General features: G+C 49.6%; 12 protein-coding genes. 7 read left to right on the top strand and 5 right to left on the bottom strand.

The window, feature by feature from the left end; genetic code table 11:
• Nucleotides 1–29: 29 nt before the first annotated feature.
• Genes AELLOGFF_RS00980 through AELLOGFF_RS00990 form a run of 3 tightly spaced genes read right to left on the bottom strand, consistent with a single transcriptional unit; the run spans nt 30 to nt 4,565 of the window.
• Complete coding sequence (locus tag AELLOGFF_RS00980) at nt 30–1,040, bottom strand: TIGR03617 family F420-dependent LLM class oxidoreductase (protein ID WP_159266909.1); 1,011 nt, start codon at nt 1,038–1,040, stop codon at nt 30–32.
• Between the two features lie 51 nt (nt 1,041–1,091).
• Nucleotides 1,092–2,090, bottom strand: a complete 999-nt coding sequence (locus AELLOGFF_RS00985) for a hypothetical protein (protein WP_159266910.1) — start codon at nt 2,088–2,090, stop codon at nt 1,092–1,094.
• Between the two features lie 33 nt (nt 2,091–2,123).
• Complete coding sequence (locus tag AELLOGFF_RS00990) at nt 2,124–4,565, bottom strand: PEP/pyruvate-binding domain-containing protein (protein WP_159266911.1); 2,442 nt, start codon at nt 4,563–4,565, stop codon at nt 2,124–2,126.
• 172 nt (nt 4,566–4,737) lie between these two features.
• Between AELLOGFF_RS00990 and AELLOGFF_RS00995 the strand changes: the two genes are divergently transcribed.
• The 4 genes from AELLOGFF_RS00995 (at nt 4,738) to AELLOGFF_RS01010 (ending at nt 8,566) form a co-directional block, all read left to right on the top strand.
• Complete coding sequence (locus AELLOGFF_RS00995) at nt 4,738–5,382, top strand: TetR/AcrR family transcriptional regulator (protein ID WP_159266912.1); 645 nt, start codon at nt 4,738–4,740, stop codon at nt 5,380–5,382.
• Nucleotides 5,383–5,660: 278 nt separating this feature from the next.
• A complete protein-coding gene (gene fmdA / locus AELLOGFF_RS01000) occupies nt 5,661–6,893 on the top strand; it encodes a formamidase (protein ID WP_159266913.1) in 1,233 nt (410 codons plus the stop codon).
• Between the two features lie 152 nt (nt 6,894–7,045).
• Complete coding sequence (locus AELLOGFF_RS01005; RefSeq protein WP_159266914.1) at nt 7,046–7,435, top strand: FmdB family zinc ribbon protein; 390 nt, start codon at nt 7,046–7,048, stop codon at nt 7,433–7,435.
• A gap of 180 nt (nt 7,436–7,615) precedes the next feature.
• Complete coding sequence (locus tag AELLOGFF_RS01010; RefSeq protein WP_159266915.1) at nt 7,616–8,566, top strand: AEC family transporter; 951 nt, start codon at nt 7,616–7,618, stop codon at nt 8,564–8,566.
• A 19-nt stretch (nt 8,567–8,585) separates the two neighbouring features.
• Here AELLOGFF_RS01010 and purK read toward each other — a convergent pair whose 3' ends face one another.
• Together purK and purE are read right to left on the bottom strand one after the other, a co-directional pair.
• Nucleotides 8,586–9,659 carry a 5-(carboxyamino)imidazole ribonucleotide synthase gene (gene purK, locus AELLOGFF_RS01015; protein ID WP_159266916.1) on the bottom strand — a complete coding sequence of 358 codons (1,074 nt, stop codon included), beginning with the start codon at nt 9,657–9,659 and terminating at the stop codon, nt 8,586–8,588.
• Entirely contained in the window at nt 9,659–10,150 is a 492-nt protein-coding gene (gene purE, locus AELLOGFF_RS01020; RefSeq protein ID WP_159266917.1) for a 5-(carboxyamino)imidazole ribonucleotide mutase, read from the bottom strand. Before purE ends, purK begins: the two co-directional genes overlap by 1 nt.
• A gap of 333 nt (nt 10,151–10,483) precedes the next feature.
• Between purE and arsS the strand changes: the two genes are divergently transcribed.
• From arsS to AELLOGFF_RS01035, 3 genes are all read left to right on the top strand, one after another.
• The gene (gene arsS / locus AELLOGFF_RS01025; RefSeq protein ID WP_159266918.1) at nt 10,484–11,437 is read left to right on the top strand and encodes an arsenosugar biosynthesis radical SAM (seleno)protein ArsS; all 954 of its coding nucleotides are present in this window, start codon (nt 10,484–10,486) and stop codon (nt 11,435–11,437) included.
• 73 nt (nt 11,438–11,510) lie between these two features.
• Nucleotides 11,511–11,951, top strand: coding sequence for a DUF2834 domain-containing protein (locus AELLOGFF_RS01030; RefSeq protein ID WP_159266919.1), 441 nt, complete (start codon nt 11,511–11,513; stop codon nt 11,949–11,951).
• A 46-nt stretch (nt 11,952–11,997) separates the two neighbouring features.
• Complete coding sequence (locus AELLOGFF_RS01035) at nt 11,998–13,038, top strand: methyltransferase domain-containing protein (protein ID WP_159266920.1); 1,041 nt, start codon at nt 11,998–12,000, stop codon at nt 13,036–13,038.
• The last annotated feature ends 84 nt before the right edge of the window (nt 13,039–13,122 follow it).

Genomic DNA, 13,122 nt, shown 5'->3' on the forward strand with positions numbered 1-13,122 from the left:
ATAGCCATGCACAATCTGAAGGTGTTAATTTATTTTTGGTGTAATTCTTTAATAATGTCAGTCCACATACTATCTGCAGCGGCATAGGGAGCGTAAATCGCAAGCCGGTCCGCGTAGCTGCCATATTGCTCCTTAAGTTTTTCCGCAATTTCACTGGGCTGGCCGCGAATACAAAAGGCATCAAGAAAGTCATCGTCAATATAGCTGCCTAGCTCGTCCCATTTCCCCTCTTTAGACAGGGTGTTTAAGGTTGGTTGTAAATCACCCAAACCAACCGCCTCCATCGGCGGGCGATAAGCTGGCGTCGATGCGTAAAAGCCGAGCAGACCTTTCACGCTATTTTCGGCGGCCAGGTACTCCTCCTCGGTCTCGCCGGTAATGATGATCGCGTTTACTTGAATAATAAAATCCTGCTCGCTGCGGCCTGATTTTTCCAAGCCTTTACGAACCGCTGGCAGGGTCATGTTTTCTACAAAAGCGCGACTATTGAAGGGGTGAATAATTAAACCGTCGGCCACTTCACCGGCGACCTCGGTCATCATTGGCCCAAGTGCGCCTAACAGTATTGGCGGTACGCCAAAGGGATTGGGGCCGGGGTTAAACATTGGCGTCATTAGGGTGTGGTTATAGTACTTGCCCTGAAAATCCAGTCGCGTGCCATTTTGCCAGCAATCAAAAAAGGCTTTTACCGCCAATATATATTCACGCATCCGTGCAGCGGGTGGGCTAAAGGGAATGCCAAAACGCTTTTCTATATGCGCTTTGATCTGCGAGCCAATACCCAGCATAAACTTACCCTGCGAAAACTTCTGCAAGTCCCATGCTTGGTAGGCAATGTGTGAGGGGTTTCTTGGAAAGGCGACAGCAATCCCCGTAGCAATATCCAGTTTTGGTTCATGTTCACTGGCTAGGGCCAGTGGCAGAAATGGATCCCAGCTGCCCTCAAGAGTATAAACGCCATCATAGCCCATAGCGGCAAGGCGTTTAGCTTCTTTGGCTGCGCCACCCATGTCGGCGTAAAATGGTCCGTCAATTTTCATAATTAAATCCTGCAAAATAGTTTATTTTATTTATTCAAAACAGTGGTAAATCTAATTGCTGCTGAATGCTGCGCGGTTGTATTCCAGCCAGCCCATACTTGTTTCGCCGGTGTCAAAAGTACAGCGCACCAATGCGCGACGATACTCAGTCCGTTTTACTGGCGTGAAGGCGTGGGTAATATCAATTTCGCTACCTGCAATGGATTCAATTTTACCGCTGAGTGAACGGCCGCTTTCACACTGCAATGTAAAGTTGCCATGAACTGGCGCAAAGGGATTGTTAGCATCAATGGTTAATTCAAATTTGGTTTCTGACAGGTGTTCCATTTCCTGTCCTAAGGCATGGAAGTAACCAATCTGGATTAGCGGCCATTCTGGAATTTCGACTTGCGTGGCCTGCAGGCTAAAGTTTGCGTTATTGACGACAAAAAACTGCCATTGCATATCCCACGGCCTAGGTCCCCAAGAGTGATCGCGTTCACCGCGTACACTCAGTGGCGTTGTGATCTCGTCAATGATCATCTGCCCTTCGGCCTGTATGGGCTGCTCATAGCGGTTGGTGCTAAAGCCCTGAGCGCTGTGGCTATCCACACTGCCGCCACCCCGAGAGTAAGCTGCGCCGAGTGCGTTTACATCGAGCGCGATGCTAACTGGCAATACCATTCCCAGGCGTGGGCCGTGGGCCACGCGCGCAAAACCGTCTACCTTGAGTTTCCCAGCTTGCAGTGGCGTTTGGCAGTCGTAGCTAAACCGCAGCCCCCACTGTTCATAGTGGAAAACCGACTCGTCGCCAAGGCTCATGGCTGCAAACGGCAGGCGACTTTCTTCAATAACTAGCCAGTCTTTACCGTCCCAGAGGTGTAACCAAAAGAGTATGCGCTGTTGCACGGGGTGCCAGCCAATGCGGCAGTGGCCAGCGGCACTACCGTCTTCGGTATACCAGTCAAAAAAGTACGATTCATTCCAATCGCTGTGGTCGGCACTAAAGGGATGTGAATACTCATCCTGTAAGGCGATGCCAAATTGGCATAGCGTGTGTTCTGAAAGCATAGTTGCTCCTAGTATTATTATTTATTCTGGTGGCTATTGCTTTGTAAGTACCGTGACCACGCCGGTATCGGCATCGAGACGAATAGTGTCACCGGTTTTTATTTGTTTGCTTGCGGTTCGTGTATTCACTATGGCTGGCAAGCCATACTCACGGGCGATAACGGCGCCGTGTGAAACCGCACTGCCCACGTCGGTGACTAAGCCGGCAATCATGCTGAAATACGGTGTCCAGCCAACATCGGTGATTGGTGCCACAAGAATCTCGCCGGGCAATATGGCAGCGGCATCGGCCACACTCAAGGCGACCCGAGCCTTGCCTTCCACTAGACCACGGGAGACCGGACGGCCAACTAGCTGACCGTCACCACTGGCAACACGACTGCGTAGATCGATGGGCTCTGGCTTGCCCACACAAATTTCGTCAAACTCTAATTGGTTCTGAAAATCCAGCGCTCGCCGTCGCATTTTGCTGTGATGATTCCAATAAGCAATTTGTTCACTGTCTGCGTCGGTGTTAACAAATGCCATGAGTTCGTTATGCAAAAAGAAAAAGACTTGGTCGGCATCGTCGAGTTTTTTATCGGCGACTAATTGATGGCCTAGGGCCCGATAACCGCGCTTAAGCCGGTTCGTTATATCAACTAATAGTGACTTGGTTGCTTCGCGTCGTCGGACCGCATTATGTGCTTTGGGCACTATCCAGCGCAGACCGCGACTGAGCGTTGTTAAGTCGACGGGCTCGGGGCGAACGCTATTTGGCGAGCCCATTAAACGCGCCGCAACGGAGGCTTGCATGGTAGCGACTAAATTCTGCGGGGCGTCAGCCCAACACACTTCTCTAACACACAGCTCGCGGTAAGAGCGGTGGCCGTGCCGAGCGAGAAATGCAGCAAAATCGCTTGCTGCACCTGATGCCTCACCGCGCAACCACGCCAGCGCAACTTGGGCATCGGTATCGATAAAGCAGTGGCGGGCATCCGGGTGACGAGAAATTTTTTCGACAATGGCATCTAGCTGATCGACTAATACCGCCGATTCCACTCCTCGTGCGCCCGCCATGAGCTTGCCGGCCTCTGCCTCTTCCTCGGGGCTGCTAGTTTGGCCGCCAGAAATCATGGATTGCAGTACATTGCTGGCAAAACCAGAGGTGGTAGAAGACTGCAAATGCACGGCAGACGCTTCGTAAAAGAAAGCTTGGGCGTCATCAAGTGCCTTTGCAATATCAGTACTGCTGCCAGTGGTCGGAATTTGAAATAGTTTGGCGCGGTGATTAAATTCAGCAATCACCGTGTCAGCTTTTTGCAGGTATCTAAGTAAACGCAACATGCCGCCGAGCCGAGTGAAGATGCTGCGTTTTGGCGGGGCGTGTAGCTCTTCAACAATTCTGCCACACACACTTAGCCCCATTGATTTTACGTCAATACCAAGCACATTGGAGGCTGCGGCTGACGACCCCGTTAAATTGAGAAACATTTTGCCGCTGCACATGGCAACTTGCGTCCACTCATCGGTAACAGCGGGGCGGCTGGCGTAGCTCACATGCATTTGTTGCATGCCGCGTTCAATGGCGCGCCCCGTGGTAGAAAAGGTAAGGGGGCAACTCGCGCCGGGCATCATCTCGCCGATATTACAGCGGGTAAGAACATCATCGTGATTTACGGGGGTGTTTAATTCATCTAAATCGGCGCCTACCGTTGTGACGGGGCGAGCTTGCAGCCAAAATAATTTACCCCTCTGATCAAAAGCCCATTCCATATCCAGTGCTTCACCGGCGGCTGCCACCGCTTGCCGCGCGCCCATAACAAGTTGCTGCTGTTGATCAGAAGACAGTATTGCTTTGTCGTTAATACGTTCTTCAAAGCACAATGTATTGTCGAGGTCGTATTCATAGTGGTCGGGAGTTTGCTCGCCACTGACCAGTGCTTCGCCAAGTCCCGCCACGGCATCGACAACCAAGCGATCATGTCGGCCAGATACCGGGTCAACGCTAAACAAAACCCCGGCGGCTTGGGCGTCAACCATTTGCTGTACCACCACGCACATGCTGGCACTATCGCTGTTTTGTTGTTGGCGATAATTGGTAGCGCGATGACTGTTAAGCGATGCCACGCAGGCATTGACTGCGCTAATCAGTTGGTCTGCACCCTCGACATTGAGTACGGTTTCGTAAAGGCCCGCAAAGGAGTGTTCGCTGCCATCTTCGCCTAGTGCTGACGAGCGCACGGCAACCTTGCCGCCACCCATGGCTTGATAGCATGTTTCTAGTAGCGCTGTGTTGAGTGACAAATTGGCATCAACGATAACAAAGCCCTCGGGTACAGCAAGATTCCAGTCGATAAGCCTGCGCAAGCCAGCGGCCTTGCCGCCCACCGCATTGCTGGTGATATCAATGTCTTTAAGCCACATAATCTGCGGCTTGGTATCTTGGATGGCGCCTTGTTCTGTCACTGTATTTGTTTTTATTGTTGTTGGCATAGCGAGTTTGTCCCGAAAGCTTTCGCTATACGATCGTATAGTTTATTCTCAATGTCAAGTTGGCAGCGATTGATTCGCATATAGCTACATGGGTAAAAAATAAATACACAGAATTAACGTACAATCATGAGCCACAAGAAATCACATCATTGTCGGTATACAAAAAAAGATCATGACAGCAGATAATTTACGGCCAATGACAGATCAACCCGAGGACGAGGCCTCGTCGCGCCGGAGTAAAATACTGGCCGCCGCCGCTGAGCTTTTTGCCCAGCAGGGCTTTGACGGCACCTCGTTCGGCGCGGTCGCCACTGCGGCTAAGGTTAAAAAGTCTTTGGTGCAATACCACTTCGACAGCAAGGAACGGCTCTGGCAAGAGAGTATTCGCTATGTATGGGCGCAGCGCGATCAGGCCCTGCCGCGATATTTGCAGCAATCTAGCGGCGAGCAGAATAGCGCACAGATGATACGCAATTTGTGTCGCATTATTTTGCAGTTCACCTTTGACCATCCGCAGTGGGTCAAGCTGATGTTTCAAGAGGCGTCTAAGCCGGGCCCGCGTTTGGATTGGATGGTAGAAACATGCTTTAAGCAAGACTTTGCTAACGGCAAAGAAATGATTGAATTGGCGCAGCAGCAAGGTTTACTGCCCAATGTCGACGCCATGGATTTACTTCATATTTTGTCGGGTGCGCTCATATATCTCGTCAATGTTGCGCCCATCAGCGAGCGCGTATTGGCCGAAAAACTCAATAGCCCCGCGTATATCGATCGTCATATCGACACCTTAATGTGTCTGCTTCAAACCACTAAGTAAGCCTCTAGGCGTCATCACTGCGGTCTTAGCGCCGCCTAGATTTTGTGTCGCCAGTTATTTTCGCGCCATTTTTCAACGCTACTTTATTCCGACTCTGGGCCTCCGTATACGTCATTTAGCGTAGTGCTTGGGGCACATTGACTAATACCCGATCTGCCAGCAATTCCGGATAGTAGCTCCATGGTGAAGGCCCTTGTGCCTCATTGATCTTGGGTGAATGAGGCGTAAGTAGGTCGTGAGTCGCCCAAAATTTTTTAAGACTGATCCGGAGATAAACGATGGCTGAAACAATCATTAAAGTGGACCTGAGTAAATCGGCATACGACAACGATAAAATTCATAACCGTTGGCATCCAGATATCCCGATGGTGGAAATGGTTAAACCAGGAGACGACTTTAAAATTGAATGCGTTGACTGGACCGGTGGTCAAATCAGCAACAACGACTCAGCTGATGACGTTCGTGATGTCGACTTAAGTCAGGTGCATTTTTTGTCCGGCCCTGTCGGTGTTGAAGGTGCCGAGCCCGGTGATTTATTAGAGGTTGATATATTAGACATCGGTACTTTTGAGGAAAGCGAATGGGGCTTTAATGGCTTTTTCTCAAAGCAAAACGGTGGTGGCTTTTTAACAGAACATTTTCCTGAAGCGCAAAAATCGATTTGGGATTTTAACGGCATGTTCACCAAATCTCGTCATGTACCCAATGTCGAGTTTGCTGGATTAATTCACCCAGGCTTAATTGGTTGTTTACCGTCGCGGGACATGTTGGATGAGTGGAACCGACGTGAAAAAGGCCTTGTTGATACCGATCCACAGCGGGTTCCCGAACTGGCAACATTGCCCTATGGCGACACTGCACATATGGGACGTATGAAGGGTGATGCAGCAAAAGCGGCAGCAGCCGAAGGTGCTCGTACTGTTCCGCCTCGTGAGCACGGCGGTAACTGCGACATTAAAGATTTATCACGCGGTGCAAAAGTTTATTTCCCTGTTTATGTGAAAGACGCTGGTTTAAGTGTGGGTGACCTTCACTTTAGTCAGGGCGACGGTGAAATCACATTCTGTGGTGCAATCGAAATGGCGGGCTGGATTCACCTACGTGTGAATTTGATCAAAGACGGCATGAAAAAATACGGGGTTAAAAACCCTATCTTTAAACCAAGCCCCATTGCGCCAAAATATGACGACTACCTTATTTTTGAAGGTATCTCTGTGGACGAAGAAGGCAAGCAGCATTACTTGGATGTGCATATTGCATACCGCCAAGCCTGTTTGAATGCCATCGAGTATATGACCAAGTTTGGCTATAGCAGGGCGCAGGCCTACACCATTCTCGGCGTCGCGCCGGTGCAGGGTCATATCAGTGGCGTGGTAGATATTCCTAATGCCTGTGCCACCTTGTGGCTGCCTACGGATATCTTTGACTTTGACATGCAGCCTAACGCTTCAGGGCCAACTAAGATGGTCGATTCTTCGGTTGCTGATGTGCCATTGTCACCCGATAAATAAACAAAGGACGAGGGTAGGGACTACGCTTTCCCGCATAAAAATACGCTTACAAAAAAAGCAGTGCGGGTAAGCTATAAATTAGATAGGCAGGTCGGTAATCATGGTGATCTTGTTGGTTATCGGCTTGGACTTTTTCAGTTTGGAGGCAGCAAATGCCATTGTACGATTATAAATGTAAAGAGCATGGTTTATTTCACGAACTGGCGAGCATGGAAAATGCGCCACTACCCTGTGCCTGTCCACAGTGCGGTAAATTAAGTGCGCGGGTAATTATGATTCCACCAGAAGTGCTGGCAATGGCTCCTGGCAGAAAAAAGGCAATGGAAAAAAATGAAAAGGCGATTCATCAGCCGATTATTTCCAGTGTCGATTCACGAGAAGATGATGCTCAGCGTCGCGCCCATGCTGCAGCCAAAAAAGGTTGTGGATGTAATGACCATGCTGCGCACCCAGATCGTAGTAGTCTGCGTCAGAAGGCTATTTATTTGCCCGACGGCAGTAAAGTTTTTCCATCGCAGCGGCCTTGGATGATCAGTCACTAAAACCACAGTGATGTTAAATTTGTCCTTGGAAAGGGATATTGAAGGAGTGGCGTTTAACGTCACTCCTTCCTTTTTACCGCTACACTAAAATATCAGGCAATATGGCGAATCAATTCCCTGATTTTGTCGATGCTGCTCTTTGAATATGGGATACTACATCTCTCTCAAAGAGCACTTTTCATGCAAGCCTTTTTACAGTCATTATCCTATTCCTTCACAATCACTGGGCCCATTTTTGTGGTCTTGCTACTTGGTGTGTATTTAAATCGCGCGCACATTATTAATGATAATTTCATTGATGTTGGCAGCAAGCTAGTTTTTAACATTACCCTCCCAGCGCTGTTGTTTATCAGTATTAGCCGGACCAGTATTAGCGAATCGGCCAATGTTCAGCTCATTATCTACGGCCTAGTTGCCACCTTTGTTGTGTATTTAATACTGGAATTATTAGCGCCTTTTTTTATAAAAAAGCACGAAGACCGCGGCGTTGTTATTCAGGGAAGTTTTCGCTCTAATCTTGGTATTGTTGGGCTTGCCTACTGCATGAATGCCTTTGGTGATAAGGGCTTGGTTGCCGCTTCTATGTACATGGCGCTGGTCACCATTTTGTATAATATTTTGTCGGTTATTACGCTTAATCGCAGTTTAAATCGCGAAGGGGGATTGGCCGCGACGGTAAAAGGCATTATCCGCAACCCACTAATTATTAGCATTATGGCGGCGCTGCCCTTTGCCACAATGGAGTGGTCATTACCTCATTTGGTGGTGCGCAGCGGTGAGTACTTCGCGCAAATGACACTGCCATTAGCCTTGCTCTGTACGGGGGCTAGTTTGGATTTTAAAGCGCTAAAAGCAGACTTAAATAGCGCCTTGGTCAGCGCCGCTTGTAAGCTGATTATTGTGCCGGTGTTATTGATCGTCGGTGGAATTGCGATTGGCTTCCGAGGTATGGAGCTAGGGGTTTTGGCGCTAATGTCATCGGCGCCATCGGCAGCAGCAAGCTATATCATGGTAAGGGCAATGGCGGGTAACGCGGCTTTAGCAGCCAATATTATTGTGCTAACCACAATGGGTTCGCTTATCACTACCAGTTTAATTATGATGATCTTACACGGCTTAGCGTTGATATAAGCCGTAAATTAAAACGCACTTAAATGCGTTTTAATTCTTTATCGACCCAATCAAAAACGTCGTTGTAATTATCGGGCAGCTGTTTGCGTAGGGTGCTCAATGCAAGTTGAACTGCTTTTTTCTGGGGGTGGTTTATATTAATGTGACCTAACTTGCGTCCCGGTCTAACGTCTTTGCCATACCAATAGCTCTGGCTCGATGGAACCTCCATCCAACTCAGTTCCCGCTCAACACCGATCAGATTTATCATCACGCTTTGGCCGCGCACTTCTGGCGCTTTAATTGGCAGACCACTTACCGCCCGCAAATGCATTTCAAACTGGCTCACACAGGCGCCGGCCTGAGTCCAGTGTCCGCTATTGTGAACGCGAGGAGCGAGTTCATTCACAATAAGCTGCTCACCCACACGGAAACACTCCATCGCCATCACGCCAATATAATTGGCGGAGTCCATAATTTTACTGAGCATGGACTCAGCCATGGGCTGCAAATGCGCAACGCGGGCCAAGGGCGCAACAGAGGCCATTAAAATCCCGTTGCTGTGTAAATTCAGAGTAAGGGGATAAAAGACTTTATTGCCGTCTTTGTCTCTTGCGCCAACAAGGGACAACTCCTCATTAAAGGGAATCTTCTTTTCGGCAATGCCGGTGCCCTGCCAATCGCTGGGAACTTCGTCGCCTTGATCTTCGTAAAGCCAGTACTGGCCCTTGCCGTCGTAACCGCCTTCGCGACGTTTTAGCAATACATCGGGACCGAGTTCGGCATGCAGTGCTTCTGCTTTGGTGTCCAGCTCAACCGAGCGCCACGGCGCGGTGTTAATACCAAGGGTGTCGAGCATGGTTTTTTGGTGAAAACGGTCGGCGATCTTGCCAAAAATATCGGCGTTCATAAAGCCGACTTGGCTGCTTAAATGGCGGGTTACGGCGGTGTCTGGCCACTGCTCGCGCTCAACCGTCACAATGTCGTGGTCGGCAATGTCAGGTAAGTGCTCACTATCAGGCTCAATGGGCACTACGTCGAGTGCCAGCGGATAAGCAGCCTGTTTTAGCATGGCGCCTAATTGGCCGGCGCCCAGAACCCATACCGTTGGCATTAAGCGTTCCTCGGGTCCGGATTGTCTAATACATCCTGAGTTTGCTTGCTGCGGAAGGCTTCTATGCGCGCCGCTAAATCGGCGTCACTGAGCGCCAAAATCTGACAGGCCATTAAGCCGGCATTAAATGCACCGGCGCTGCCAATGGCCAAGGTGCCAACAGAAACGCCTTTTGGCATTTGCGCAATAGAGAGCAGGCTGTCGATGCCGCTTAACGCTTTGCTTTGCACTGGCACACCCAAAACTGGAACGCGGGTTTTTGCCGCGACCATACCGGGTAAGTGCGCCGCGCCGCCGGCGCCAGCAATAATGACGTCAAAGCCACGGTCTACGGCCTGACTGGCAAATTCCATTAGCTTGTCCGGAGTGCGATGGGCAGATACCACTTCTACATGGTGATCTACGCCCAATTCGCTCATGATCTCGGTGGCTGGGCGCATGGTCTCCCAGTCACTTTTTGAGCCCATGATCAGGGCAACTTTTGCGGTCATTACTATGCTCTCTTCGCGTGAAAGCGGCGTATTATACGGGAATTCCTGAAAATACCCGAATCTGATTGTAAAACAAATTAATACCGTCATTTCAGCATGTCGCGGTACTGGCTGCAAGATTTGGAGGGCGTGGTAAGTTATTGTTATCGGAGGGAAAATAATTCGTATAAAGCCAAGCCCTAGCTGAATGTAAATAGACAATAAAAAGCCTGCCCATGCAATTTGCGCTATGGTCTACTAGCAACATAGGGATTTGGTCCTCTTTTTGGACGATTTGTAACAAAACGGCTGCGGCTTTGTCCCTTATAAACACCACCGATAAAAGAGGTAACAATGCGCGATACTTTGGCATTGCTGGAAGTCACCGACTTCCCAGCCATTTCTCGAAAGCCACTCGACACCTTGCAAATAAACCTTGGCTATAAATGTAATCAGCGCTGCCTGCATTGCCACGTTAACGCGGGGCCGACCCGTACCGAAATGATGTCGTCAGAATTGATCGCGCTAGTGCCCGAGGTGCTGGCAGCCCGAAATATTCAAACCTTAGACCTAACCGGTGGCGCGCCTGAGTTACACGAGCAGTTTCGCGAGTTGGTCAGCGCGGCAAGCGCTTTGGGTGTCAAAGTCATTGATCGCTGCAACCTCACCATTTTGTTTGAGCCGGGGCAGGCGGGCTTGGCAGAATTTCTTGCCGCCAATAAAGTCGAGATTGTTGCCTCCTTACCCTGCTACTCCCTAGAAAATGTCGATGCCCAGCGTGGCGAGGGCGTGTTTGATAAAAGCATCGCCGGTTTGCAGTTATTGAATTCCCTGGGCTACGGCGTACCCGGCTCCGGTTTAGTCTTGAACTTGGTCTATAACCCCCAGGGGCCATCGCTACCGCCGGATCAGCAAGCGCTAGAGGCAGATTACCGCCGCGAGTTGCGCGCCGCCTTTAATATTGAATTCAATAATTTATTCGCCATCGCCAATATGCCCATTAAACGCTTTGGTTCTACCCTGGTCTCTAAGGGGCAATTCAAACCGTATATGGATTTGCTCAAAAACAATTTCAGCGCCGACAATATGGAATCGCTGATGTGCCGAAGTATTGTCAGTGTGGACTGGCTGGGCAATCTCTATGACTGCGATTTTAATCAGCAACTAAACTTGCCAGTCATGGCCAATGGCAATCGCCATCTGCGGGATTTATTGAACAAGGACATGACCGGCCAGGACATTGCCATTGCCGATCATTGCTTTGCCTGTACCGCAGGGCAGGGCAGCAGTTGTGGTGGCGCCTTATAACAATTGGCTGGCCATAAGTGTGGGCGAAGATAATTAAAAATAAATAACTTAAGCAGCTAATTTAGGAGTACGAATGACCATAACAACAAAACTACTGGTGGCGCTGTATTCACTCTGCGCGGTGTTAGCACTGGCCATGAGCTGGGCACATCTGCCCGCGTACTTCGGCAGCGGATTCTTAAATGCCAATATTCAGTTCTGGGGCGATGCCTTGTTCAACGCTAATCCCGCCGGTAAGTTTTTATCGGTAGATATTTTGTTCTTGGCCTTTATCTGTAATGTGTGGATGTTTATTGAGGGGCGCCGGTTGGGCGTAAAGTATTTATACGCCTATATTCTCATTGGTGTTGTGGTCGCCATCAGTTTTGCCTTTCCGCTGTTTATGGCGGCGCGGGAGCTTAGGCTGGCAGCGCAGGAGGGCGCCCCCGCGGACTACAAAATCAAAGCTATGGATGCTGCTGTTTTAATACTTATATTTTTAATCACGGTAGTGGCTAGCGTGGCAACGTTTTAGAAACTTGCTAAGCGAATCCTTTGCCATCAGCGAATTAGGAAAAGTAATGCACGATCTTGTTCAAGATTATTACGGTAAAAAATTACAGAGTTCAGACGATTTAAAAACCAGTGCCTGTTGCGATTTTACCGCAATGCCAGAATGGCTGAAGCCGGTACTGGCAAATATCCACCCCGAGGTTTTGTCTCGCTACTATGGCTGCGGCCTAGTCTGCCCACCTTTACTAGAGGGCTGCCGGGTCTTGGACTTAGGTAGTGGCAGCGGTCGCGACGTTTATGCTTTGGCGCAGCTCGTTGGTGAGCATGGCGAAGTCGTCGGCATCGATATGACCGACGAACAATTGGCAATTGCCACTGAACATCAAGCCTACCATGCGGAAAAATTTGGCTTCGACAATGTGCGCTTTATCAAGGGTTATATTGAACGGCTAGACGAATTAGATTTAGCCGCGGGCAGTTTCGATGTTGTGGTATCAAACTGCGTCATTAATTTATCGCCGGACAAAGACGCAGTGATCAAAAGTATTATGCGTTTGTTAAAACCCGGCGGCGAATTTTACTTCTCAGATGTCTACGCAGATCGCCGTGTGCCAGATGCCGTTAAAAACGATCCTGTCCTATACGGAGAATGTCTCGGTGGCGCGCTGTATTGGAATGACTTTATTCAGCTCGCCAAGCGTCACGGCTTTGCCGACCCTAGACTGGTAGAAGACCGCCTCTTGGATATTACCGACCCCGTGTTGGCGGCGCGCTGCGGCAATATTAAATTCTTCTCGGCCACCTATCGTCTGTTTAAACTCGAGGGGCTCGAAAGCGACTGCGAAGACTACGGCCAGGCGGTTGTATATCGCGGAAGTATTGCCGACAGTCCGGACTTCTTTATGCTAGACAAACACCACGTTATTCAATGTGGCAAAGTCTTCCCTGTATGCGGTAACACCTGGCGCATGTTAAAAGATACGCGACTGGCCGCGCACTTTGACTTTATTGGTGACTTCAGTCGCCACTACGGCGTATTCGAAGGCTGCGGAGTGGCCCTGCCATTTGGGGTGGCCGGGGGAGTGTTAGACGCTGTGCCTTGTTGCTGAACTGGGCATAAGGTAAGTCGGCCAGCATGTGTTGATTCAAGGTCGTCATGTTTTATCGAGGGCTTATGGGATATTTATATTTAG

Source organism: Zhongshania aliphaticivorans, assembly GCF_902705875.1.
GTDB lineage: Bacteria > Pseudomonadota > Gammaproteobacteria > Pseudomonadales > Spongiibacteraceae > Spongiibacter > Spongiibacter aliphaticivorans_A.